The organism is Streptomyces sp. NPDC044106 (assembly GCF_056433985.1).
The window spans coordinates 171,060-195,405 of sequence record NZ_JBWKFZ010000009.1; the positions used below are offsets into that span (position 1 = coordinate 171,060).

Below are 24,346 nucleotides of genomic sequence, written 5' to 3' on the forward strand. Positions count from 1 at the left end.
GTACGGGTCCGGGGCAGGGCCGGGGCCTCACGAGGAGGCCCCGACCAGACCCGTCAGACCTCTTCGACGCTGCTCGGCTCGCGCCGGGACAGGTCGATGCCGAGCTCCTCCGCCGCGCGGAAGACGTCCTCGTCGGTGTCGCGCATCTCGATGGACATGCCGTCCGAGGACAGCACCTCCACGTTGAGGCAGAGCGACTGCATTTCCTTGATGAGCACCTTGAAGGACTCGGGAATGCCGGGCTCGGGGATGTTCTCGCCCTTGACGATGGCCTCGTAGACCTTCACGCGGCCGGTCACGTCGTCGGACTTGATCGTCAGAAGCTCCTGGAGGGCGTACGCGGCGCCATAAGCCTCCAGCGCCCACACCTCCATCTCACCGAAGCGCTGACCACCGAACTGAGCCTTACCACCCAGCGGCTGCTGGGTGATCATGGAGTACGGACCGGTCGAACGAGCGTGGAGCTTGTCGTCGACCAGGTGGTGGAGCTTGAGGATGTACATGTAGCCGACCGAGATCGGCTCCGGGAAGGGCTCACCCGAGCGGCCGTCGAACAGCGGCGCCTTACCGGTCGGGAGCACCATGCGCTCGCCGTCGCGGTTCGGAATCGTGTGCTCCAGCAGACCGGCCAGCTCGTCCTCACGCGCACCGTCGAAGACGGGGGTGGCGACGTTGGTGCCCGGCTCGACCTTGTCGGCGCCGATGGCCTGGAGGCGCTGCGCCCACTCGTCCGCGAGGCCGGAGACGTCCCAGCCACGGCTGGCGAGCCAGCCGAGGTGGATCTCCAGGACCTGTCCCGGGTTCATTCGGGACGGGACACCCAGCGGGTTCAGGATGATGTCGACCGGCGTGCCGTCCTCAAGGAAGGGCATGTCCTCGATCGGAAGGATCTTGGAGATGACACCCTTGTTGCCGTGCCGGCCGGCGAGCTTGTCACCGTCCGTGATCTTGCGCTTCTGCGCCACGTAGACACGAACCAGCTGGTTCACGCCCGGCGGCAGCTCATCGCCCTCTTCACGGTCGAAGACGCGTACGCCGATGACCTTGCCGATCTCGCCGTGCGGCACCTTCAGCGAGGTGTCGCGCACCTCGCGCGCCTTCTCACCGAAGATCGCGCGGAGCAGGCGCTCCTCCGGCGTCAGCTCGGTCTCACCCTTGGGCGTGACCTTGCCGACGAGGATGTCGCCGGCGACGACCTCGGCACCGATACGGATAATGCCGCGCTCGTCGAGGTCGGCGAGGACCTCCTCGGAGACGTTCGGGATGTCCCGGGTGATCTCCTCCGGGCCCAGCTTGGTGTCACGGGCGTCGACCTCGTGCTCCTCGATGTGGATCGAGGAGAGGACGTCGTCCTGCACGAGGCGCTGCGACAGGATGATCGCGTCCTCGTAGTTGTGACCCTCCCAGGGCATGAACGCCACGAGCAGGTTCTTGCCGAGGGCCATCTCGCCCTCTTCGGTCGCGGGACCGTCGGCGAGGACCTGGCCCTCGATCACGCGGGCGCCCTCGTCGACGACAACCTTCTGGTTGACCGAGGTGCCCTGGTTCGACCGGGAGAACTTGGCGATGCGGTACGTGGTGTACGTGCCGTCGTCGTTGGTGACCGTGACGTAGTCCGCGGAGACCTCCTGGACCACACCCGCCTTCTCGGCCTTGATCACGTCACCGGCGTCGACCGCGCAGCGGTACTCCATGCCGGTGCCGACGAGGGGGGCCTCGGCGGTGATCAGCGGCACGGCCTGACGCATCATGTTCGCGCCCATGAGGGCACGGTTGGCGTCGTCGTGCTCGAGGAAGGGGATCATCGCGGTCGCGACCGACACCATCTGGCGCGGCGAGACGTCCATGTAGTCGACGTCCGTGCCGGGCACGTAGTCGATCTCTCCGCCACGACGGCGGATCAGGACGCGGGCCTCGGCGAAGTGGAGGTCGTCCGTCAGCGGCGCGTTGGCCTGCGCGATGACGAAGCGGTCCTCCTCGTCGGCCGTGAGGTAGTCGACGTCGTCGGTGACCTGGCCCTCGACGACCTTGCGGTACGGCGTCTCGACGAAGCCGAACGCGTTGACGCGGCCGTACGAGGCGAGCGAACCGATCAGACCGATGTTCGGGCCTTCAGGGGTCTCAATGGGGCACATGCGGCCGTAGTGAGACGGGTGCACGTCACGGACCTCGAAGCCGGCCCGCTCACGGGAGAGACCACCCGGGCCAAGCGCCGACAGACGGCGCTTGTGGGTGAGACCCGACAGCGGGTTGTTCTGGTCCATGAACTGCGACAGCTGGCTGGTGCCGAAGAACTCCTTGATGGAGGCGACGACCGGCCGGATGTTGATCAGGGTCTGCGGCGTGATCGCCTCGACGTCCTGAGTCGTCATGCGCTCGCGCACGACGCGCTCCATACGAGCCAGACCCGTGCGGACCTGGTTCTGGATGAGCTCGCCGACGTTGCGCAGACGACGGTTGCCGAAGTGGTCGATGTCGTCGGTCTCGACGACGATCGACGTGCCGCTGTCGCCAACGGTCTCGGTCTCACCGGCGTGCAGCTTCACCAGGTACTTGATCGAGGCGATGATGTCCTCGACCGTGAGGATGCCCGCGTCGAGCGGAGCGTCCGCACCCAGCTTCTTGTTGACCTTGTAGCGGCCGACCTTCGCGAGGTCGTAGCGCTTGGGGTTGAAGTAGAGGTTCTCAAGCAGCGTCTGAGCGGCCTCACGGGTCGGCGGCTCGCCCGGACGGAGCTTGCGGTAGATGTCGAGCAGCGCGTCGTCCTGGCCCTGGGTGTGGTCCTTCTCCAGGGTGGCGCGCATGGACTCGTACTCGCCGAACTCCTCGAGGATCTGCTCGGTCGTCCAACCGAGAGCCTTGAGCAGAACGGTGACCGACTGCTTGCGCTTGCGGTCGATGCGGACACCGACCATGTCGCGCTTGTCGATCTCCATCTCCAGCCAGGCACCCCGGGACGGGATGATCTTGGCGGAGAAGATGTCCTTGTCGGACGTCTTGTCGATCGAGGAATCGAAGTAGACGCCGGGCGAACGGACCAGCTGCGACACCACGACACGCTCGGTGCCGTTGATGACGAAGGTGCCCTTGTTCGTCATGAGCGGGAAGTCGCCCATGAAGACCGTCTGAGACTTGATCTCACCGGTCTCGTTGTTGGTGAACTCGGCGGTGACGAAGAGCGGGGCGGCGAACGTGAAGTCGCGCTCCTTGCACTCGTCGATCGAGTTCTTCGGAGGCTCGAAACGGTGGTCGCGGAACGTCAGGGACATCGACCCGGAGAAGTCCTCGATCGGGGAGATCTCCTCGAAGATCTCCTCCAGACCGGACTTGGTGGGGACGTCCTGTCCGCTGTCCAGAGCCGCCTCGACACGAGCCTTCCACGCGTCATTGCCGAGCAGCCAGTCAAAGCTCTCGGTCTGCAGCGCAAGAAGGTTCGGAACCTCGAGGGGCTCCTTGATCTTTGCAAAGGAAATGCGCAGCGGGGCGGTGCTGGCGCCGTTGTTCGTATTCGCGGTCGAGGCAGTGCGCGAGGCGGCCAAGAGGGGGTCCTTCCGAGGGCTCGGACTCACTACGCGCGTACCGGTCCCACGTTGGACACAGAGACAGAATTCCCTGGTCAGGGAAGTTTCGGTCCACGGTGCTCAAGCATGGGCATGCCCCTGGTGACGGGCAGGAGGCAGCTAACAGGCAGCGCAAAGGGTCAGTGTAGCCAAACGGCCCACTGATGTCCAGTGCGGGTTCTGGGAGACCCTCGTTGTTCTCAACCCCTGCTGCAAGCCACGTCCTCAACGCACATCGATACTGCCCTCTTCGCCGCCGATCCATGCCTCGGATCCGGATCGTTGTGACGACGCGTCCTGAGAATTGCGCGCTGCGTGCGGTTCGTCAAGGCCCCCCTGCCCCGACTTGGCCCTGAGAACGTCACCGTCACGGGCCGCTCCGAGGCACAACGAAGATCACCATACTCGTCGCGACCGACATCGCAAGGCAGCCTCACGGGTGGCCCAGGAACGCCGAAAGGCGACCACCCACATGGGTGATCGCCCTTGGCGACCCGTGCGTTACAGCGTTTCCGCCATACGTACGGTGAAAGAGTCAGACGACTCGTGAGGTCACTTGACCTCGACGGAGGCGCCGGCGCCCTTGAGGGACTCGGCAGCCTTCTCGGCGGCCTCCTTGGTGACCTTCTCGAGGACGGGCTTCGGGGTGCCGTCGACGAGGTCCTTGGCCTCCTTCAGGCCCAGCGAGGTCAGCTCACGCACGACCTTGATGACCTGGATCTTCTTCTCGCCGGCACCCGTGAGGATGACGTCGAACTCGTCCTGCTCGGCCTCGGCCTCGGCGGCCGGGGCACCCGGGCCCGCAGCAACGACGGCGGCCGGCGCGGCGGCGGTGACGTCGAACTTCTCCTCGAAGGCCTTCACGAACTCGGAGAGCTCGATGAGGGTCATCTCTTCGAACTGCGCGAGCAGGTCGTCCTGGGACAGCTTCGCCATGATGGCGTCCTTCCACTAATTCGGCTGGTGCCGGGTGTACATGGAGGCGGGCGTACGTTGGGCCCGCTGTGACCACCGCGTCAGACGGTGATCAGTGTGCGAGCCGAGTTACTCGGCACCGCCCTGCTCGTCCTTCTTGGCACGAAGCGCCTCCGCGGTGCGGACGAACTTCGAGGGAAGCGCCTGGAAGAGAGCGGCAGCCTGAGACTGCTTGCCCTTCATGGCACCCGCCAGCTTGGAGAGCAGAACCTCGCGGGACTCGAGGTCCGCGAGCTTCTTGAACTCGTCGGCGGACAGCGCCTTGCCGTCAAGGACACCGCCCTTGATGACGAGGTTCGGGTTGTCCTTGGCGAAGTCACGAAGACCCTTCGCCGACTCCACCGGGTCACCGGTGACGAAGGCAACCGCCGTCGGACCCGTGAACAGGTCGTCCAGCGTGTCGATCCCGGCCTCGTTGGCCGCGATCTTGGTCAGCGTGTTCTTCACCACGGCGTACTCGGAGTTTTCACCGAGAGAACGGCGCAGCTGCTTGAGCTGGGCCACGGTGAGACCCCGGTACTCGGTCAGCACGGCGGCGTTCGAGCTGCGGAACTTGTCCGTGAGCTCGGCTACCGCGGCAGCCTTGTCGGGCGTCGGCATAGAGCGTCGGCCTCCTTCCGGGTGATGAGGACCGCTCAGAAGGGGCCGACAAAACGAAACGCCCCGGCGCAGGCGCACGGGGCGTGAGCTCGACCGGATCAGATCCGGGAGCACATCCACAGTCACCTGCGCGGGTCGTCCGCCGTTTCAGCGGATCCTTCGGCCACTGCACCCTCTTGCGAGGACACAGCAACGACCAGCGGTCTTTGGCTTCTGTGGAAGAGTACGCGAACGGGGCCGCGTCGGGCAAATCCGCCTCGGACGTCAGCCCTGGGCGCCCTTCATCTCCTCGGCGAGGTCCATGACCTGGCTCTTCGGCGGGGCCTGGACGGTCACCGGCTTGTTGTAGTCGAGGAAGGTGATGGTCATGTCGAGCGGGCCCTTGTCACCCTTTCCGCGGGCGCGGAACTGCTTGGTGTGGTCCTCGCCGTCGATCCACAGGTCCATCGTCAGCTTCTCGATGCCCATGTCCTCGTACTGCTTGATGCTCTTCTCGTGGCGCTTCCTGGTGGCCGCGTCCTCGCCCTTGTTGAGCTCGCGGATCCGGTCCAGCGTGACCGTGCCCGTGTAGCGGGTGGTCTTGACGCCACCGACGGACTCGTCGCCGACCTTCTTGAGGTCCTTGGAGCCCGTCAGGAGCGTGGACTGGTCGGCCGGGTTGTTGTCGGCCTGCGCGGAGACCGAGCCGCCGGCGGGCTTGCCGCCGCCCTTGCCCATGGCCTTGGCGTCGAACTTGATCCAGCTCTTGCCGTCCATCTCCTTGGCGGCCTCCTTGCCGCCGCCGAGGTAGACCGCGCCGTCGACGTACCGGATCTCCACCTTCTCTCGGCCCTGGTCGGGCGCGGAGGCCGTCATCCGCATGGCGAGCGGCTCGGTGCTCATCGCCGCTTCGGCCTGGACCCGGCCGTCCGCCGGGACGGAGCCCTTCATCCGGAACGTGAACGACGTCAGGTCCTCGGACTTGTCCGCGGCCTTCTTCACGGCGGCCGCGGGCGACATGTCCTCCCCCGCGTCGTCGGACTTCTCCGACCCGCAGCCGACCGCGCCGCCGGCGAGCAGCGCGGCCGCCAGTACGGCACTCGCGGTTCTCTTGCGTCCCGTACGCACGGAAATACTCATGACCCCACCCCTAGGAACATAGGAACATTTGATCCAATTATTGCGGTGGGCTGAGATTACCCGAAGGCAGGTCCGGCCCGTCCGGCCCTACCTCGCCGTCTGCGACTTCAGCAGCTCCTTGAAGCTCATGGTGTCCGAGGCCGGGGGTTTCTCGACGGAGAGCGGCGTGCCGTAGTCGGTGTAGTAGGCGGTCTGCGAGAAGGGGCCGTTCTTCGTGTCGGCCTTCTCGACCTTCTTGACCAGCAGGTCGTCGCCGTCGACCCACACGTCGATCGTCTCGGTGTCCATGCCGAGCTGCTCGAACTGCTTCTTCAGCTCGGACTTCCGGCCCGCGTCGAGGTTGGAGTTCTTGGCGGTGAAGTCCGCCATGTCGACCTTGCCCGAGTAGTGGGTCGCCTTGGTCCCGCGGACGCTCTCCTCGCCGACGCGCTTCACGTCACCGGAGGCCAGCAGCATCTTCACCGACTGGTTCGGCGTGCTGGTCTGCATCTGGTCCTGGAAGGCCTCGCCCGCGGCGCCGCTCATCTTGGCCAGCGTGTCGTAGTCGTACGCGAGCCAGTGCTTGCCGCCGCCCGCCTGCTCCGCGAACTTGTCGCCCATGTTCGCGTAGAAGCCGTTCTTCAAGTAGCGGTAGTCGAGCTTTGTCTGGCCGAGCTGGGCCATCTGCTGGGCCTGCGTGCCGCCGGTGAAGGTCACGGTGACATTGCCGGTGATGCCGTCCGACCAACCCATGACGCCCTTCATGTCCATGGCGGTGAGCGAACCCATGGTGGTCGAGCCGTCGATCCGCGCGGTGTCCGCCTTGTCGGTCGACTTCTCGACGGAGCGCAGGGCGGCTATCGGGCTCAGATTGATGCCGCCCTTGTCCTTGCCTGACCCGCCCGCCTTGTCCGACGAGTCCCCCGAACCGCAGGCCGTGAGTCCGGTCAGCGCGGCGACCACCGCGATCGAGAGACCCGCGCGGCGCATGGTCGTGCTGTTCATGTATCCCCACCCCTTGGCATTCATCGAACCTGCACGCTAGCGCAGGCCTCCGACACACGTATCCGGAAGGTCCGTACACAAACAGGACGGGCCCCGCACCTCGAAAGGTTGCGGGGCCCGTCCACAGAACGCGTACGCGACGCGGCTGCCGTCAGTTTCAGACGGCGGCCGGGTCCTCCTCGGTGAGGAGGTTGCGGGTGCGGTTGCTGTCCAGCGGAATGCCGGGGCCCATCGTGGTGGTGATGGCGGCCTTCTTGATGTAGCGGCCCTTGGCGGCCGACGGCTTCAGACGGAGGATCTCCTCCAGGGCCGCGCCGTAGTTCTCCACCAGCTTGGTGTCGTCGAAGGACACCTTGCCGATGATGAAGTGCAGGTTCGAGTGCTTGTCGACGCGGAACTCGATCTTGCCGCCCTTGATGTCGTTGACAGCCTTCACGACATCGGGGGTCACGGTGCCGGTCTTCGGGTTCGGCATCAGACCACGCGGACCGAGCACGCGGCCGAGGCGGCCGACCTTGCCCATGAGGTCCGGAGTGGCGACGACGGCGTCGAAGTCCAGGCGGCCCTTCGCGACCTCGTCGATGAGCTCGTCGGCGCCGACGATGTCGGCTCCAGCGGCTTCCGCGGCCGCAGCACGGTCACCGGTCGCGAAGACCAGGACCCGGGCGGTCTTGCCGGTGCCGTGCGGGAGGTTCACGGTGCCGCGGACCATCTGGTCGGCCTTGCGCGGGTCGACACCCAGACGCATGGCGACCTCGACGGTGCCGTCGAACTTGGTCGAGGAGGTCTCCTTGGCGAGACGGACGGCCTCGAGCGGGGCGTACAGCTTCTCCCGGTCGATCTTGGCGTCCGCAGCGCGGAGAGTCTTGCTGCGCTTCACTTCTGCTCCTGTGGGTTCAAAGGGTGGAGTTGTGGTGCGGACCAGCGCTTGGCCCTACCACTGAGAAAGGTCAGACGGGGGGAGGCTCAGCCCTCGACCGTGATGCCCATGGAACGGGCGGTGCCGGCGATGATCTTCGACGCGGCGTCCAGGTCGTTGGCGTTGAGGTCTTCCATCTTGGTCGTGGCGATCTCACGGACCTGCGCCTCGGTGATCTTGGCGACCTTGGTCTTGTGAGGCTCGCCGGAGCCCTTCTCGACACCCGCGGCCTTGAGGATCATCTTGGCGGCCGGCGGCGTCTTGGTGATGAAGGTGAAGGAGCGGTCTTCGTAGACCGTGATCTCCACCGGGATCACCCAGCCACGCTGCGACTCGGTCGCGGCGTTGTAGGCCTTGCAGAACTCCATGATGTTGACGCCGTGCTGGCCCAGCGCGGGACCGACCGGCGGGGCCGGGTTGGCGGCACCAGCCTGGATCTGGAGCTTGATGAGCCCCGTGACCTTCTTCTTCTTGGGAGGCATAGCTCTCTCCGGGTCCTAGTGAGAGTTTTCAGCCTGCCACCCGGTCATCCGGATGGAGGCATACCGCACAACGATAACGGGTATAGTCGTGCGGCTAAAAACCGAGCAGGTCAGACCGGCTTTGGCAGCCCGTCTGACCTGGTCGGAGGTGTGTGTTCCAGAGGAGCCCGGAAGGGGCTAGTTCTTCTGGATCTGGTCGAAGCTGAGCTCGACCGGGGTCTCGCGGCCGAAGATCTCGACGAGGCCCTTGACCTTCTTCGAGTCGGCGTTGATCTCGTTGATCGTCGCCTGCAGCGTCGCGAACGGGCCGTCGGTGACGGTGACCGAGTCGCCCACCTCGAAGTCCAGGACCTGGACCTCGACCTTGCGGGCCGGAGCCGGCTTGCCCTCGGCCTCGGCGGCCTCGCGGGCGGCCTTCTCCTCGGCCTCCGGGGCGAGCATCTTGACGATCTCGTCCAGGGTCAGCGGGTACGGGTCGTAGGCGTTGCCCACGAAGCCGGTGACGCCGGGGGTGTTGCGGACGACGCCCCAGGACTCGTTCGTCAGGTCCATGCGCACCAGGACGTAGCCGGGAAGCTTGTTCTGGCGGATGGTCTTGCGCTCGCCGTTCTTGATCTGCGCGACCTCTTCCTGCGGCACCTCGGCCTGGAAGATGAAGTCCTCGACGTTCAGCGAGACGGCGCGCTGCTCGAGGTTGGTCTTCACGCGGTTCTCGTAACCGGCGTACGTGTGGATGACGTACCACTCGCCGGGGAGGGTGCGGAGCTCCTCGCGCAGAGCGACGATCGGGTCGACCGGCTCGGACTCCTCGGCCTCGGCGGCCTCGTCGTCGGTGGCCTCGTCCTCGACGGTCTCGGCCTCGTCGTCGGCGCCTTCGGCGTCCGCAGCGGTCTCCTCGTCGGCGACCTCGGCGATGGCGGCCTCGTCCTCGGCGGACTCGGCGACAGCCTCGGCATCGCCCTCCAGGTGGACGGCGGCCTCTTCGGCGGGCTCGCCAGCGGCGGCGTCGGCAGCCTCGGCCTGATCCGGCGCCTCGGCGTCCGCCGCCTCGACGATGTCGAGCTCGTCCTCGACGGACTCGGCATCCTGCCCGCCGCGAGGCTCCATGGCGTCGTTCAGGTTCGGGTCAGACACGGTGGCTGCTTCTTCCTGGATACATGGGGTGGAACACGCGAATAGGGGCGCCGGGTACGGCGCCCTTCGCTCTCGGCTCAGCCGAAGATGTACTTGACAGCGTGGCTGAAGCCATAGTCAATCACGGTCACGAGACCGATCATGATGATGACGAAGACAATCACCACGGTGGTGTAGGTCGTCAGCTGATTGCGAGTCGGCCAGACGACCTTGCGGAGTTCCGCGACGATCTGGCGGTAGAAGAGCGCGAGGCGGCCGAAGGGGCCCTTCTTGCCGCGCTTGCCGCCCTTGCGGGCCTTCTTCTTGGACTCCGGCACCTCGTCCTGGGCATCAGGCATGTCGATGGAGCCCACGGCGTCCGTCACTCGTCCTCACCTGATTCCGGGTCGTGGCCGTGCCGCGCCCGGTTGAGCCGCACGGCGGTGCATTGCAGTACGTACATGCGCACACATCCTGGCGAAGGAGTGTGTAGCAGGGCCGGAGGGACTTGAACCCCCAACCGCTGGTTTTGGAGACCAGTGCTCTACCAATTGAGCTACGACCCTTTGATTTCCCCCAACCTACCGCATCCGCCCATGTGCACGGAGTGCGTCGAGAGGGTGCGGCCGGTGAGGGCCAACGAGCAGTGAGTGTACGTGCTCTGCGGCGCCCCGTCGAACAGAATGGGCTGCGATGCTCTTGGAAACCCCCGCACCGCGGCCGTTTCGGGTCTGGAACGATGGGGCCATGAGCGCTGAAACTTCTCCGACCGAGCGCCGGGTGTCCGCGCGCATCGGTGCGATCTCCGAGTCCGCGACCCTCGCCGTCGACGCCAAGGCCAAGGCCCTCAAGGCCGCGGGCCGCCCGGTGATCGGCTTCGGCGCGGGTGAGCCCGATTTCCCGACGCCGGACTACATCGTCGAGGCGGCCGTAGAGGCCTGCAAGAACCCGAAGTTCCACCGCTACACGCCGGCCGGGGGCCTCCCCGAGCTCAAGGCGGCCATCGCCACGAAGACCCTGCGCGACTCGGGCTACGAGGTGGACGCCTCGCAGATCCTGGTGACCAACGGCGGCAAGCAGGCCATCTACGAGGCGTTCGCCGCGATCCTCGACCCGGGCGACGAGGTCATCGTCCCGGCCCCCTACTGGACGACGTACCCGGAGTCGATCCGTCTCGCCGGCGGTGTCCCGGTCCCGGTCGTCGCCGACGAGACCACCGGCTACCGCGTCTCGGTCGAGCAGCTGGAGGCCGCCCGCACCGAGCGCACCAAGATGGTGCTCTTCGTCTCGCCGTCCAACCCCACGGGCGCCGTCTACAGCGAGGCCGACGCCGAGGCGATCGGCCGCTGGGCCGTCGAGCACGGCCTGTGGGTCATGACCGACGAGATCTACGAACACCTCGTCTACGGGGACGCGAAGTTCACCTCGCTGCCGGCGATCCTGCCCGAGCTGCGCGACAAGTGCGTCGTGGTCAACGGCGTCGCCAAGACGTACGCGATGACCGGCTGGCGGGTGGGCTGGATCATCGGCCCGAAGGACGTCGTGAAGGCCGCGACGAACCTGCAGTCGCACGCCACGTCCAACGTCTCCAACGTCGCGCAGGCCGCCGCGCTCGCGGCCGTCTCCGGCGACCTGGACGCCGTCGACAAGATGCGCGAGGCCTTCGACCGGCGCCGCAGGACCATCGTGCGGATGCTCAACGACATCGAGGGCGTGGTCTGCCCCGAGCCCGAGGGCGCCTTCTACGCCTACCCCTCGGTGAAGGGCCTCATCGGCAAGGAGATCCGCGGCAAGCGCCCGCAGGACTCCGTCGAGCTGGCCGCGCTCATCCTGGAGGAGGCCGAGGTCGCCGTGGTTCCGGGTGAGGCCTTCGGGACGCCGGGTTACCTGCGCCTTTCGTACGCGCTCGGGGACGAGGACCTCGTCGAGGGCGTCTCGCGGATCCAGAAGCTGCTCGCCGAGGCCCGCGACTGAGGTTCCCGGCAGAACAGCGCTCCACGCGCGCGTGCGGGCCGTCTCTCCTTGCCGGAGGGGCGGCCCGCTTCTTCGTTCGGGGAAGGCCCCGAACGTGGAAGCCGCTTCCGGGACCCGCCGTGCGTACGGCAAGATCCTCCAATGGAGCGTGTACGAGACGTAAGAGAGCTGCCGAAGGCCCATCTCCACCTGCACTTCACCGGGTCGATGCGGCCCTCGACCCTGCTGGACCTCGCCGACAAGTACGGGGTGCGGCTCCCGGAAGCGCTGACCGGCGCCGAACCGCCGAAGCTGCGCGCCACGGACGAGCGCGGGTGGTTCCGCTTCCAGCGGCTCTACGACGCCGCGCGCTCCTGCCTGCGTGAGCCCGAGGACATCCAGCGCCTGGTGCGCGAGGCCGCGGAGGAGGATCTGCGGGACGGCTCGGGGTGGCTGGAGATCCAGGTCGACCCGACGTCGTACGCGCCGCGGCTCGGTGGTCTCATCCCGGCCCTGGAAATCATCCTGGACGCCGTCGAGAGCGCCTCGCGGGAGACAGGCCTCGGTATGCGCGTCCTGGTCGCCGCGAACCGCATGAAGCACCCGCTGGACGCCCGCACGCTGGCGCGGCTCGCCGTGCGGTACGCGGACCGGGGCATCGTCGGCTTCGGGCTCTCCAACGACGAACGACGCGGCATGGCGCGGGACTTCGACCGGGCCTTCGCCATCGCGCGCGAGGGCGGCCTCCTCGCGGCGCCGCACGGCGGCGAGCTGAGCGGTCCCGCGTCGGTGCGGGACTGCCTGGACGACCTGGAGGCGGCGCGCATCGGGCACGGGGTGCGGGCCGCCGAGGACCCGCGGCTGCTGAAGCGGCTCGCGGACCGGGGTGTGACGTGCGAGGTGTGCCCGGCGTCCAACGTGGCCCTCGGGGTCTACGAGAAGCCGGAGGACGTGCCCCTGCGGACGCTCTTCGAGGCCGGGGTGCCGATGGCGCTCGGCGCCGACGACCCGCTGCTCTTCGGGTCGCGGCTCGCCGCCCAGTACGAGCTCGCGCGCGGGGCGCACGATTTCACGGACGCCGAGCTGGCCGAGCTCGCCCGGCAGTCGATCCGGGGCTCGGCCGCGCCCGTCGGCGTACAGGCCGGGCTGCTGGCCGGGGTGGACGCGTGGCTGGCGGGCGGCTGATCGCCCACTACAGGCTGACGCCCACCGTCACCGGCTCGTTGACCAGCGTCACACCGAAGGCGTCCCGCACCCCGGCGACGACCTCGCGGGCCAGCTCGAGAAGGTCCTCGGTGGTGGCGCCGCCGCGGTTGGTGAGCGCGAGCGTGTGCTTGGTGGAGATGCGGGCCCGTCCCTGGCCGTAGCCCTTGGTGAAGCCCGCCTTGTCGATGAGCCAGGCGGCGGAGGTCTTCACGCGGCCGTCCCCCGTCGGGAAGGCCGGCGGGGCGACGTCCGGGCCGAGGCGGTCCGCCACGCGCGCGTGGAAGGCGGTGAACTCCGCCTCGGTGAGGATCGGGTTGGTGAAGAAGGATCCGGCCGACCAGCTGTCGTGGTCCTCGGGGTCGAGCACCATGCCCTTGCCCGCGCGGAGCTTCAGGACGGTCTCGCGGGCCACCGCGGCGGGCACCCGGTCGCCCGCCTCGACGCCGAGCGTGCGCGCGGTCTCCGGGTACTTGACCGGGGCGCTCATGCCCTGCGCGTCCTCAAGCTCGAAGCGGACCCGCAGCACCACGAACCGGTCGGGATCGGCCTTGAAGCGACTGTGCCGGTACGAGAACTCGCACTCGGCGTTCGACATCGTCACCGTCTCGTGCGTGGTCCGGTCATACGCGATCACCTCGGTGATCGTCGACGAGACCTCCTGGCCGTACGCGCCGACGTTCTGGATCGGCGTCGCGCCCGCGGAGCCGGGGATCCCGGCGAGGCACTCGATGCCCGCGAGGCCGGCCTCGACGGTCCGCGCCACGGCGTCCGTCCAGACCTCGCCCGCCGCCAGCTCCAGCCTCGTGCCGTCGAGTGCGAAGCCCCGGGTGGCGATGCGCAGGGCGGTGCCGTCGAAGCCCTTGTCGCCGATGACCAGGTTCGAGCCGCCGCCGATGAGCAGCAGCGGGGTTCCTGAGTCGTCGGCCGCGCGGACGGCGGAGATCACCTCGGCGTCGGTCGTCGCGGTGATCAGGCGGGTCGCGGGACCGCCGAGCCGGAAGGTGGTCAGCGGGGCGAGCGGGGCATCGTGGAGTTCCTGCACGTGCCCAAGAGTACGAGAACGGCCCCGCCGGTCGGGGCGGGGCCGTTCGCGTACGGCCGCTCAGGCGGCGACCAGGTCCTCCTGGGGCTTCGCGACGGGCCCTTCGGGGCCCGCGGCCGTGGCGCGGCGGCCCGGGATGCACAGCGCCGCCACGCCCGCGAGGGCCACCAGCCCGGCGCCCACCCAGAGCGCGGGCTCCAGGCCGTCCACGAACTTCTGTGCGGACTCGTAGCCACCCTGCGCCGAGAAGATCGAGGACATCACGGCGATGCCGAGGGCCCCGCCCACCTCGCGCAGCGCGTTGTTGGCGCCGGAGGCGGTGCCCTGTTCCTGCGGGCGGACGCTGGACATGACCAGGTTGGCGGCCGGGGCGAAGTAGAGGGCCATCCCCACGCCGCTGATGATCAGGGCGGGCAGCTGCGCGGAGTACGACACGTCGGGCGCCACCACGACGGCGTACCAGGCCAGGCCCACGGCCTGCAGGAAGAGCCCGGCGGCGACGACCGGGCGACCGCCGATCCGGTCGGAGAGGTAGCCCGCGAGCGGTGAGACGAGCATGGGCATGCCGGTCCAGGGCAGCATCCGCAGCCCCGCCTCGGTGGGCGAGTAGTTCAGGACGCCCTGCATGTACTGGCTGAGCAGGAAGATCGAGCCGAACATGCCGAGGAACATCAGCAGGCTCGCGGCGTTGATGCCGGAGAAGGCACGGCTACGGAAGAGGCGCATCGGCAGCATCGGCGCCTTGGCGCGTATCCCGTGGCGGACGAAGCCGCCGAGCAGCACGACACCCACCGACAGACTGACGAGGACGGTGCCACTGGACCAGCCGTCGAGCGGACCGCGCACCAGGGCGTACACGATTCCGAAGAGACCGCCGCTGGCGAGCAGGGTGCCGGTGATGTCGAGCCGCGCCCCGGGGGCGTACGACTCGGCGAGGCGCAGGCGCGCGAGCGGCAGCACGGCCAGGCCGAGCGGGACGTTCAGCCAGAAGATCCACTGCCAGGAGACGTGCTCGGTGAGGCTGCCGCCGATCAGCGGGCCACTGGCGACCGCGAGTCCGTTGACGGCGCCCCAAATGCCGTACGCCATGCCGCGCTTGGCCGGGGACACGGCCGCCGTGAGCAGGGTCAGTGTCAGCGGCATCATGATCGCGGCGCCGACGCCCTGCACCGCGCGGGCGGCGATGAGCGCGTCGAGGCCCGGGGCGAGGGCCGCCGCGGCGGAGGCGCCGGTGAACACCGTGAGGCCGACGAGGAAGAGCCTGCGGCGGCCGAACCGGTCACCCAGGGCCGCGCCGAACATCAGCAGCACGGCGAAGGTGAGGGTGTAGGCGCTCACCGTCCATTCGAGGTCGTGCAGCGCGCCGCCGAGGTCCTCGCGGATGGAGGGCAGGGCGGTGGTGACGACGAGATTGTCGAGTGCCGCCATGAATCCGGCGACGCTGGTGATGACGAGGGCCCAAACCGCGCCCCCGCGCCGTGCCGTCTGCTGTGACATGTGCTTCCCCCTGCTTAGGTTAGTTATTGATGACTAACTTTTGCGGCCATGAAAAGCCCGCCCCCGAGGCGTGCACACGCCTCACGGCTTGGGCTGCGGCGATGTGAAGAAACCGGCCCACACCCGGTGGTCGGGCTGAAACCCCATCGACACCAGGACATTGATCAGCATTCCGTACGCCAGGAACGTGGTCGTCCTGTCGATGTCCGCCCCCAGCGCGAGACGCACCGTGTCGTACATCTCCATCCAGGCGGCCCGCAGCGCCGCCCCGAACTCCGGGTCGTCGGACGCCTCGGCGGCGGCCGTGGCGACGTACATCTGCATCTGCATGAGCAGCTTGTCCGGGTCGTCGGCGATGAGCGACTGGTAGGCCTGCCCCATGGCTTGCACGGCCTTCTCCCCCTCAAGCCCCTTCGAAGCCTCCTGGAAGACCTCCGTGGTCTCCTGGCAGCACCGCTCGGCGGCGGCGAGGAAGATCGCCCGCTTGTCCCGGAAGAGCCGGAAGAGATACGGCTGCGAGACCCCCACCCGTTTGGCGATCGCCTCGGTAGAGGTGCCCTTGTAGCCACTGCGGGCGAACTCGACCATCGCCGCGCGGATGACGCTCTCGCGTCGCTCCTCTGCGCTCATCCTGACCATGCGGGGTAAGTTAGTGGCCAATCACTAAGCAGTCAAGTGATGGGCGGGCCGTGCTTTACGAGTAAGGGGCGCACCTCCATGGAGGGCGCCCCTTACACAGCTCTTCTTGCGCATGTGTTGCTTGCTGCCACGTACCCGCGTACGTGAGCTGCCGCCGTCGGCCGTCAGGCCAGCTGCACGACCGCTCGCGACATGCCGAGGACCTTCTGCTCGCCGCTCCTGGCGAGCAGGTCGATCCGTACGCGCCCGTCGTCCAGCTTGGCCGCGACCTTGGCGCTGACCTCGATGGTGGCGCCCTTGTCGTCGTTCGGGACGACGACGGGCTTGGTGAAGCGCACGCCGTACTCGACGATCGCCCCCGGGTCGCCCAGCCAGTCGGTCACGACGCGGATCGCCTCGGCCATGGTGAACATGCCGTGCGCGATGACGTCGGGAAGGCCGACCTCGAGCGCGAACTTCTCGTTCCAGTGGATCGGGTTGAAGTCCCCGGAAGCGCCCGCGTACTGCACGAGTGTGGCGCGTGTCACCGGGAAGGTCTGGGCCGGCAGCTCGGTGCCGACCTCGACGTCGTCGTAGGAAATCTTCGCCGTCATCGCCTCACGCCTCCTTCGCCGCGGGCGCCGCCGCACGCGAGACGAGCTTGATCCAGGTGGTCACGACGTGCTCGCCGGCCTCGTCGTGGACCTCACCGCGGACGTCCAGGATGTCGTTGCCCGCGAGGGACTTGACCGACTCGATGGTCGAGCTGACGGTGAGGCGGTCACCCGCGTGCACCGGGCGGCTGTAGGCGAACTTCTGGTCGCCGTGCACGACGCGGCTGTAGTCCAGCCCGAGCTGCGGGTCCTCTATGACCTGTCCCGCCGCCTTGAAAGTGATCGCGAACACAAAAGTCGGCGGGGCGATCACATCGGGGTGGCCGAGCGCCTTCGCGGCCTCCGTGTCGGTGTACGCGGGATTGGCGTCACCCACCGCCTCGGCGAACTCACGGATCTTCTCCCGGCCGACCTCATAAGGATCAGTGGGGGGATAGGAACGCCCCACAAAGGACTGGTCGAGCGCCATGGGCCCGGTACCTCCTGCGATTGTTTTCCGAAACGACGCGAGGCCGCCCCCAACCAACGGGGACGGCCTCGTGTACGAGCCTGTGTTTAGCGCGTTTCGCGGTGCGCAGTGTGCGCGTTGCAGCGCGGGCAGTGCTTCTTCATCTCAAGACGGTCCGGGTCGTTACGCCGGTTCTTCTTGGTGATGTAGTTCCGCTCCTTGCACTCCACGCAGGCCAGCGTGATCTTCGGGCGGACGTCGGTGGCAGCCACGTGAGTGCTCCTTGACGGACGGATGGACGGATGAACGCATACAAGAGTAGCCGATCGAAGGACCGACCCCACAATCGGCTACCGTTAGTAGCGGTGACCGGACTTGAACCGGTGACACAGCGATTATGAGCCGCTTGCTCTACCGACTGAGCTACACCGCTGCGATGCCGGATCCCCTCACCCGAGGGTGAGGATCACTCGACATCAGAGCCCCAATGCGGAATCGAACCGCAGACCTTCTCCTTACCATGGAGACGCTCTACCGACTGAGCTATTGGGGCGAGCGATGAAGACATTACACGGTTGGTCGCCGATCGCCCAAATCCGTTTCGCCGGGGCTGTCCCAGGCCTCGGAAAGCCCACCTCAGGGGTCACCTCAGGGGTCTCTGAACACCCCGCCCGTGCACTCGCACCACACCGGTACGACTATTCCGCTCCTCCTCGAAGCGGGCCTTTCGCCGTCCTAGGGTCCTTCTGACGGATCTCCGCGGCGTCGCGGCGATCCGTCAGAAGGACCCCAGGCTCGGCACACGCTGCGTGATCTTGGCGCCTCGACGACAGCAGCCGCCCTCGAACCCCAGGAGCGCGATGCCCGACAGCCAGCCGCAGCAGCCCCACTCCTCCGGCCCCTGGGGCCCGTCCGGTTCCGGCCACCCGGACGACTCCGGAGCCCTGCTGCTCTGCGGCGCCCGGCTCACCGACGGCAGGACCGTGGACGTCCGCCTCGGCGGCGGGCGCATCGAGGCGGTCGGCACGGTCGGCAGCCTCAGCACCCACGCCGCGCGGGTGGACCTCGCCGGCTACCTCCTGCTGCCCGCGGCCGCCGAGCCGCACGCACACGGCGACACGGCGCTGTCGGCGGACGTGCCGGGGCCCGTCTCGTACGACGTCCCCGACGTGCAGCGCAGGGCCACGGAGGCGGCTCTGCTGCAGCTCGGGCACGGCGCGACGGCGCTGCGCTCGCACGTGCGGATCGGCGGCGTCCAAGGGCTCGGCCCGATGGAGGCGGTGCTGCAGGCACGGCGTTCACTGCGGGGCCTGGTGGATCTGACGGCCGTCGCCGTGCCGCGGCTGCTGACCGGCGTCGCGGGCGCCGACGGGCTCGCGATGCTGCGGGACGCGGTGAAAATGGGCGCCTCCGTAGTGGGCGGTTGTCCTGATCTCGACCCCGATCCCGCGGGCTACGCGGAGGCGGTCCTGGAGATCGCGGCGGAGCACGGCTGCCCCGTCGACCTGCACACGGACGGCGACGACCCGGCACGGCTCGGCCGTCTCGCGGCGATGGCCGGCGGGCTGCGGGCCGGCGTGACGATCGGCCCGTGCGCCGGGCTCGGACGGCTCCCTGCGGACGTGGCCGCACGCACCGCCGAGCAGCTCGCGGCCGCCGCGGTGACGGTGGTCTGCCTGCCGCAGGGCGGGTGCGGGAGCGCGGAGCGGGGCAGCACGGAGCGTGGTGGCGCGGCTCCCGTGCGGCTGCTGCGGGCGGCGGGGGTGCGGGTGGCCGCGGGCAGCGGGGCGATGCGGGACGTGTCGAATCCGGTGGGGCGCGGGGACCCGCTGGAGGCCGCGTACCTGCTGGCCTCGCGGTGCGGGCTGCGCCCCGAGGACGCCTACGGCGCGGTGAGCAGGGCGGCGCGGGCGGCGATGGGCCTTCCCGAGGTGCGGGTGGAGGCGGGCTTTCCCGCCGAACTGCTCGCCGTGCGCGGCGACCGGCTCGCGGGTGCGCTGTCGCTCGCGTACAGCCGGATCGTGGTGCACCGGGGGCGCGTCGTGGCGCGGACCAGCGCGGTGCGCGAGTACTGCGACTCGGCCGCCGCGGTGGCGCTGGACCTGCCGCGGCAGGGGCGGTCGACGGGCGGTACGGGCCCTGGGCGTACGAAGGGTGACGAGCCGTCGGCCTGAGAGGTGGGCCGGCGCCGGAAGCGGGCTCCACGCGCGCGTAGGGCACGCCTGAGGCAGGCGTAGGGCGTGCGTGGAGGGCGGTCACGCGCGGTCCATGCGGTGGGTTTTCCGGTCCCCCGCGCGCGTGTTGAGCGCTCGCGTCCGCCCTGTCGTACGGTCGGGAGTATGCGCATTGTCATCGCTGGTGGTCATGGTCAGATCGCGCTGCGGCTCGAGCGTCTGCTCGCCGCGCGTGGTGACGAGGTCGCGGGGCTGATCCGCGCTGCCGGGCAGGAGGCCGACCTGCGCGAGGCGGGCGCCGAACCGGTGCTGTGCGACCTGGAGTCGGCGTCGGTCGACGAGGTGGCCGGGCATCTGCGCGGCGCCGACGCGGCCGTCTTCGCGGCGGGCGCGGGGCCGGGCAGCGGCGTCGACCGCAAGAACACCGTGGACCGGGGCGCGGCCGTGCTCTTCGCGGACGCGGCGGAGCGGGCCGGGGTGCGGCGCTACATCGTCGTGTCGTCGATGGGCGCCGATCCCGCACACCAGGGCGACGAGGTCTTCGACGCCTACCTGCGCGCCAAGGGCGAGGCCGACGCGTACGTACGCGCGCGTGGCGCCCTGGACTGGACGGTCCTGCGCCCCGGGATGCTGACGGACGACGCGGGCACCGGTCTCGTCCGCCTGGAGGCGTCCACGGGCCGTGGGCCGATCCCTAGGGACGACGTCGCCGCGGTCCTCGCGGAGCTTCTGGAGACGCCCGCGACGGCCGGGCTGACGCTGGAGCTGATCAGCGGGTCGGTGCCGGTCTCTGTGGCGGTCAAGTCGGTCGCGGGCAACTGAGGCTCCGAGGAGCTGAGCGCTTGAGGACCTGAGCGCTTGAGGACCTGAGCGCTTGAGGACCTGAGCGCTTGAGGACCTGAGCGCTTGAGGACCTGAGGGCGGCTCAGAACAGCGGGAGCTGGCCGGGGAGGTCCGGGACGACATAGCCGTCCAGGGCGGGCTGTGCGGCGCCCAGCTGGGCCTGGGTGCGCGAGCCGGGGCAGGAGACGAGGTCGCCTGTGGCGCGTGGGCCGGGCGGGTCGTGGCGGGCGAACCGTCCACCGACGACGGCGATCTCACGGCGGCACACCGGGCAGTTTCTGCGACGGGACGACATGGTCCCATTCTGTGCACAGAGGGCTCCGAACAGGGCTCGGACGGAGCTCGGGCAGGCCCGGACCGGGCTCCGCGGACGCACGGTCACCCCTGAAGGCCGGTCCGTGCCGTCGAAGCAATCCCATGTCAGGTACAGGGCGAGCGCCTGGTTCTTCCGCATGGCGAACCCTGGCGAATAGTCGGAGCCCAACGGTTCGCGTGCGGCCCCGCGATAGCCTCCGCTACGAACTCACAGTCTTGCCTCTCCATGCCCCTCCTGGTTCTCACGAAGCAGGGGGGACCACGAGAGGTTGGAGGTGAGTAGATGGACCAGTCTGAGATGCCGAGATGGTTTCGGCAGCATCGGTGGTGGATCCAGTTGGCACTGGATGCCGTGGCCGCGGCTGGAACGATCGCGGGGTGTCTGGCGCCGTTCGTGTTCTGACGGTGCCTGAACGGCGATCCGGTCGGACGGGCCCAGGAATGCGGGCCCGGCCGTTGGATGCTCGACCGGGCCCGCCGCCCGCGTGATGGGCCTGGCTCCGGATTGCCCCCGGGGTCAGGCCTCCGCCACGTCGGGAGACCAATCTGCACCACCCGCTACGGTCGCGTGAAGGCCAAAAGCAGCGGCCACAGGGGCACTTGCTCAAATGTAGCGGCAGCTTGATCCAGGCTCTCCGCCCGTCGTCCAAAATGGGGCGTGTTAGCCAGCGTTAACCGAAAGACACCGCAGGTCAAGAGCGCCGAAGGTAGCGAACCCTGGCGAAACCGTGATCTTGGCGGGCCCCGGCGAACGCGACGCGGCCCCGCCACGCCCGACCCACACGAAGAAACCCCCTCCGCCCTGCGTTTCCGCAGTTCGGAGGGGGTTTACCTTCATGTGGCGGCGCCAGGATTCGAACCTGGGAAGGCTGAGCCGGCAGATTTACAGCGGGCCGCTCCCAACCTGGTTGACCTGGCAAGAAGACCAGCGGCGCCCCACTGGGGGGGGGCGCCTGGGGGAAGCGCGCCACAAGCGGCCCTCCGACTTCACTCTGTCGATCGACCACATTCGCTGCCCCCCACGAGGTCGTAACCAGGCGCTTCTAAACGATCTCCGTAGGTGAAGTCAAGTGCCGCCCTCTCACGCTACGCCTTCACCATGACTTTGGATCATGGCTGTGATTCCGATGAGGTGCTTTCATCTCCGCACCCACTTCTGACAAACACACACAAGTCATTCCGATTACGGATGGCCAGGGTCCGCACCCAGCACCGATTGTGTTTCGCAAAGTTGACCACTGGGTAAGACCAGATCTCTGGCCACTTGGGGGGTTTGATGGATTCACAGCTCATGGCTGCCCTGCTGGGTGGCACTGGTGTAGCCACAGGCGGGCTTATCGCTGGTGCGTTCAGCCTCCTGAAAGGGCGACAGGAGAACGCCACTCAGGAGCGCAAGCATCAATTGGACGAGAATTCACGGCACCGAGATGTACGCAGGGATATCTATGCCCAGTTCCTAAAGAAGGCGGGACAAGTATCTGAGCTAGAAGCAAAGAGGCTTCATGACGCCGAGCAACGAGTGACACTGAGGGAGATCAGAAGGGCAGGAAACGTAGAGCACAAGGAATACACAGATCAGTACGCAGCACCCTTGCAAGACGCTACGGGAGAGCTGATCGGGCTCGCGTTTCTAGTGGAACTGGAAGGCCCCGAACGCCTTGTACCGCTGGCCCAATCTGTCGTCGTGGTCCACAGAGAAGTGCAGGAGATAATTCAGAAAAACAGAGCCGCCCATGGTCCAGGAGTTGGAGAGGCATACAGGCAGGAACTCCAGGACGCAGAGAGAGCGCGAGTATTTAGGGAGCGAGACTTCATCCAGGCGGCACGGAGTACCTTGCAACCTGGAATCGGTTGAGGGCTAGTCCTCAGACGTTCCCCCACCCCCAGTCGCCGACCCACCTGCATCCAGTGACCAATCCTTGGTGGGGATGAGGCGACTTGTAGACGTACGACCGTTGGACAGCAAGACACGAAAGCGAAGATGATCCCCGCGAGTAGCGCTTCTCCTAGAAACTGTGAAGCGGTAGATCGTGCCATCAAGGGCAGGAATTACCGGGGCCACGGTCCCCCATCTGTTTTGTGGATCGAACCCCCTGCTGCCCTTCACCAACTGAAATTTCCGCTTGCTGTATCTCGACTCATAACGGCAGAGTTCAACACGTTCAAGGGTCACGGGAGTCATGCCATTATTGATAAGTCGAAGAACGAAGGTGTGATTGACCTCTTTTTTCTCCGACTGAGACACCAATGCGTTGGTATTGGTACGCCATAGCCGAACCTGAATCTTGGGCCGGACACGCCTGAACGTGCGATACGATACGAGCGCATTTACTCCCGTGATCGCTGCGCTTGCTGACGACACCACGATCGCAATCTCAGGTAGCTCCATCTACCTCCTCCTCCAGATCATCAAACGAGCCTTGTGCGCTAAATGTGTTTCCCTTCCGAGTCACATACGCACAGTCGGTGACCGCTCGCCGGAGTCGACAGACATCCGTACTCGACGCAGCATTGCAATTGCGATCCGTCACCGTTAGCCAAGATACGGACGCGCGCGGTGCTCCAAAAAGTGCCGGAGCCTGAGCCGCTGCGTGTGGTGCATGGGCAGCTCCTCAAGCTCCTCTGGCCGGACAAAACGGAGCTCTGTCGACTCATTGGAGATCGCGAGCCGACCACCGACGGTTCGAGCCGTGAAGCAGACGTTGAACTGTCGCCGGACCTCGCCGTCCGTGTACTCGATGATGTGCTTCGGGTCGGTGTACGTGCCGACCAGGCCCGTGATCTCGACGTCGAGGCCGGTCTCCTCCTTGACCTCACGGACCGCCGTACCGGGCAGTGAATCGGTGAGGTCCATGCCGCCTCCTGGCAACGCCCAAAGGTCGTTGTCCCGGCGGCGTTGAAGCAGGATGCGCCCCTCTTCGTCGTTGACGACCGCTGAGGCCGCGACAACCATGCTGTTCGGCTTCGGGGCGTTGGGGTCGTCGTAGTACTCGGTGCGCGCCATGGTCACTCCTCCTGCTGTACCGGCTTCGCCGTTGCCCAGACCGCGTCGAAGCTCTGCCCGTAGGTGTCGAACATGCCGCCTTCCCCGTTACGGCGGAGGTGCCACACCGGCGCACCGTACGCGTTCGCTCCCCAGACGTGGGCGTTGACCAACAGCTGGTCGTCGGCGCGGTACAAGGAGTTGTAGAGCGTCGTTTCGTGGGTCCTTATCTCGATGCCGGATACCCCAACGAGAGGGCGGTAGTGCATGAGGGCCAGTCGGCACCGGGACTCGATGCCGTGCCCGAACCGCTCCTCCTGGCCGCGCGCTTGAACGTTCGGGCTTTCGGCATCGCCTACTGCGATACGTACGGAGCAGCCCTCGGCGGCTCGTTCGCGCAGCAGATCGTTGAGCCGCGGGTATGCCTCGTGCAGGAAGACGGCCGCGTAGACCAGGACGTCGATGCGCTCGCGGGCCTGGGTCATCATGTCGACGAACGCGGATACGGGCAGGTCGGCTCGTTGCTCGTAGAGGGCGACGAGTTCCGGGCTGATCGCGCGGGCGGCGCGGGCCTGTCGAAGCGCCGGCCAGAGTGCGTGCACGTCTTCTCCTAGGGCTTCAGCTGCCTCCAAGGCTGTGGCACGGCGCGGCGTACGGCCCAGATTCACCCAGCGCTCAACCGACTTGGGGTCGACCTCAACGGCCTTCGCGAGTCCGGCGTACGTCCAGCCTCCGGCCGCCATGACGGCTCGTAGTCTCTCGTTCTGCATGAGTTTCCCCCTGAGTCTCGGGACGGCACTAGGGACGTTTTACCCGACGCGGGACGTTCCGAAGTGGGGTTTGGGGGTTGTTCCAAGGTCCCCTCTGTTGACCCGATGCTTCTGCACGAGCACGGACGGAT

Annotated in this window: 23 protein-coding genes and 3 tRNA genes; 5 read left to right on the plus strand and 21 right to left on the minus strand. The window is 67.5% G+C overall.

The window, feature by feature from the left end:
* Nucleotides 1–53: 53 nt before the first annotated feature.
* The 10 genes from rpoB to AC07DI_RS18120 all read right to left on the minus strand — a co-directional run bounded on the left by rpoB (nucleotide 54) and on the right by AC07DI_RS18120 (nucleotide 10,318).
* On the minus strand, nucleotides 54–3,539 hold the full coding sequence (rpoB, locus tag AC07DI_RS18075) for a DNA-directed RNA polymerase subunit beta (RefSeq protein WP_384250467.1): 3,486 nt from the start codon (nucleotides 3,537–3,539) through the stop codon (nucleotides 54–56).
* Nucleotides 3,540–4,112: 573 nt separating this feature from the next.
* Nucleotides 4,113–4,496 carry a 50S ribosomal protein L7/L12 gene (gene rplL, locus AC07DI_RS18080; protein WP_384250470.1) on the minus strand — a complete coding sequence of 128 codons (384 nt, stop codon included), beginning with the start codon at nucleotides 4,494–4,496 and terminating at the stop codon, nucleotides 4,113–4,115.
* Between the two features lie 108 nt (nucleotides 4,497–4,604).
* Entirely contained in the window at nucleotides 4,605–5,135 is a 531-nt protein-coding gene (gene rplJ, locus AC07DI_RS18085) for a 50S ribosomal protein L10 (RefSeq protein WP_384250472.1), read from the minus strand.
* Nucleotides 5,136–5,399: 264 nt separating this feature from the next.
* Complete coding sequence (locus AC07DI_RS18090) at nucleotides 5,400–6,242, minus strand: SCO4651 family lipoprotein (protein WP_478905302.1); 843 nt, start codon at nucleotides 6,240–6,242, stop codon at nucleotides 5,400–5,402.
* Between the two features lie 99 nt (nucleotides 6,243–6,341).
* Entirely contained in the window at nucleotides 6,342–7,238 is an 897-nt protein-coding gene (locus tag AC07DI_RS18095; protein ID WP_478905191.1) for an SCO4651 family lipoprotein, read from the minus strand.
* Nucleotides 7,239–7,395: 157 nt separating this feature from the next.
* Nucleotides 7,396–8,118 carry a 50S ribosomal protein L1 gene (gene rplA / locus AC07DI_RS18100; protein WP_384250477.1) on the minus strand — a complete coding sequence of 241 codons (723 nt, stop codon included), beginning with the start codon at nucleotides 8,116–8,118 and terminating at the stop codon, nucleotides 7,396–7,398.
* 86 nt (nucleotides 8,119–8,204) lie between these two features.
* A complete protein-coding gene (gene rplK, locus AC07DI_RS18105) occupies nucleotides 8,205–8,639 on the minus strand; it encodes a 50S ribosomal protein L11 (RefSeq protein ID WP_355803871.1) in 435 nt (144 codons plus the stop codon).
* A 177-nt stretch (nucleotides 8,640–8,816) separates the two neighbouring features.
* Nucleotides 8,817–9,773, minus strand: coding sequence for a transcription termination/antitermination protein NusG (nusG, locus tag AC07DI_RS18110; RefSeq protein ID WP_478905192.1), 957 nt, complete (start codon nucleotides 9,771–9,773; stop codon nucleotides 8,817–8,819).
* A 77-nt stretch (nucleotides 9,774–9,850) separates the two neighbouring features.
* Entirely contained in the window at nucleotides 9,851–10,138 is a 288-nt protein-coding gene (secE, locus tag AC07DI_RS18115; protein WP_384250483.1) for a preprotein translocase subunit SecE, read from the minus strand.
* A 107-nt stretch (nucleotides 10,139–10,245) separates the two neighbouring features.
* Nucleotides 10,246–10,318 (minus strand) — tRNA-Trp (locus tag AC07DI_RS18120).
* A 181-nt stretch (nucleotides 10,319–10,499) separates the two neighbouring features.
* Between AC07DI_RS18120 and AC07DI_RS18125 the strand changes: the two genes are divergently transcribed.
* Together AC07DI_RS18125 and AC07DI_RS18130 are read left to right on the plus strand one after the other, a co-directional pair.
* Entirely contained in the window at nucleotides 10,500–11,726 is a 1,227-nt protein-coding gene (locus tag AC07DI_RS18125) for a pyridoxal phosphate-dependent aminotransferase (protein ID WP_384250485.1), read from the plus strand.
* Between the two features lie 141 nt (nucleotides 11,727–11,867).
* The gene (locus AC07DI_RS18130; protein WP_478905193.1) at nucleotides 11,868–12,890 is read left to right on the plus strand and encodes an adenosine deaminase; all 1,023 of its coding nucleotides are present in this window, start codon (nucleotides 11,868–11,870) and stop codon (nucleotides 12,888–12,890) included.
* Between the two features lie 7 nt (nucleotides 12,891–12,897).
* Here AC07DI_RS18130 and AC07DI_RS18135 read toward each other — a convergent pair whose 3' ends face one another.
* The 8 genes from AC07DI_RS18135 to AC07DI_RS18170 all read right to left on the minus strand — a co-directional run bounded on the left by AC07DI_RS18135 (nucleotide 12,898) and on the right by AC07DI_RS18170 (nucleotide 17,683).
* On the minus strand, nucleotides 12,898–13,953 hold the full coding sequence (locus tag AC07DI_RS18135; protein ID WP_384250489.1) for a UDP-N-acetylmuramate dehydrogenase: 1,056 nt from the start codon (nucleotides 13,951–13,953) through the stop codon (nucleotides 12,898–12,900).
* Between the two features lie 60 nt (nucleotides 13,954–14,013).
* Complete coding sequence (locus tag AC07DI_RS18140; protein ID WP_478905194.1) at nucleotides 14,014–15,450, minus strand: MFS transporter; 1,437 nt, start codon at nucleotides 15,448–15,450, stop codon at nucleotides 14,014–14,016.
* An 81-nt stretch (nucleotides 15,451–15,531) separates the two neighbouring features.
* Nucleotides 15,532–16,089 carry a TetR/AcrR family transcriptional regulator gene (locus AC07DI_RS18145; protein WP_478905195.1) on the minus strand — a complete coding sequence of 186 codons (558 nt, stop codon included), beginning with the start codon at nucleotides 16,087–16,089 and terminating at the stop codon, nucleotides 15,532–15,534.
* Nucleotides 16,090–16,253: 164 nt separating this feature from the next.
* The gene (locus tag AC07DI_RS18150; protein ID WP_384250497.1) at nucleotides 16,254–16,682 is read right to left on the minus strand and encodes a MaoC family dehydratase; all 429 of its coding nucleotides are present in this window, start codon (nucleotides 16,680–16,682) and stop codon (nucleotides 16,254–16,256) included.
* Between the two features lie 4 nt (nucleotides 16,683–16,686).
* Entirely contained in the window at nucleotides 16,687–17,151 is a 465-nt protein-coding gene (locus tag AC07DI_RS18155) for an FAS1-like dehydratase domain-containing protein (protein ID WP_384250500.1), read from the minus strand.
* 86 nt (nucleotides 17,152–17,237) lie between these two features.
* Nucleotides 17,238–17,402, minus strand: coding sequence for a 50S ribosomal protein L33 (gene rpmG / locus AC07DI_RS18160; RefSeq protein WP_004571794.1), 165 nt, complete (start codon nucleotides 17,400–17,402; stop codon nucleotides 17,238–17,240).
* An 88-nt stretch (nucleotides 17,403–17,490) separates the two neighbouring features.
* A tRNA-Met gene (locus AC07DI_RS18165) sits at nucleotides 17,491–17,563 on the minus strand.
* A 47-nt stretch (nucleotides 17,564–17,610) separates the two neighbouring features.
* Nucleotides 17,611–17,683: transfer RNA gene (locus tag AC07DI_RS18170), tRNA-Thr, on the minus strand.
* 307 nt (nucleotides 17,684–17,990) lie between these two features.
* Between AC07DI_RS18170 and AC07DI_RS18175 the strand changes: the two genes are divergently transcribed.
* Together AC07DI_RS18175 and AC07DI_RS18180 are read left to right on the plus strand one after the other, a co-directional pair.
* A complete protein-coding gene (locus AC07DI_RS18175; protein ID WP_478905196.1) occupies nucleotides 17,991–19,304 on the plus strand; it encodes an amidohydrolase family protein in 1,314 nt (437 codons plus the stop codon).
* A gap of 165 nt (nucleotides 19,305–19,469) precedes the next feature.
* Nucleotides 19,470–20,126 carry an SDR family oxidoreductase gene (locus AC07DI_RS18180; RefSeq protein ID WP_384250504.1) on the plus strand — a complete coding sequence of 219 codons (657 nt, stop codon included), beginning with the start codon at nucleotides 19,470–19,472 and terminating at the stop codon, nucleotides 20,124–20,126.
* Nucleotides 20,127–20,229: 103 nt separating this feature from the next.
* Here the strand turns inward: AC07DI_RS18180 and AC07DI_RS18185 are convergent, their stop codons facing one another.
* Entirely contained in the window at nucleotides 20,230–20,442 is a 213-nt protein-coding gene (locus AC07DI_RS18185) for a hypothetical protein (protein WP_384250507.1), read from the minus strand.
* Nucleotides 20,443–21,753: 1,311 nt separating this feature from the next.
* On the opposite strand from AC07DI_RS18185, the gene AC07DI_RS18190 reads away from it, so the two are divergent.
* A complete protein-coding gene (locus tag AC07DI_RS18190) occupies nucleotides 21,754–22,317 on the plus strand; it encodes a hypothetical protein (RefSeq protein ID WP_150477217.1) in 564 nt (187 codons plus the stop codon).
* A gap of 678 nt (nucleotides 22,318–22,995) precedes the next feature.
* Here the strand turns inward: AC07DI_RS18190 and AC07DI_RS18195 are convergent.
* On the minus strand, nucleotides 22,996–23,466 hold the full coding sequence (locus tag AC07DI_RS18195; RefSeq protein WP_478905197.1) for an NUDIX domain-containing protein: 471 nt from the start codon (nucleotides 23,464–23,466) through the stop codon (nucleotides 22,996–22,998).
* Nucleotides 23,467–23,468: 2 nt separating this feature from the next.
* On the minus strand, nucleotides 23,469–24,215 hold the full coding sequence (locus AC07DI_RS18200; protein ID WP_150217527.1) for an XRE family transcriptional regulator: 747 nt from the start codon (nucleotides 24,213–24,215) through the stop codon (nucleotides 23,469–23,471).
* Nucleotides 24,216–24,346 lie beyond the last annotated feature (131 nt).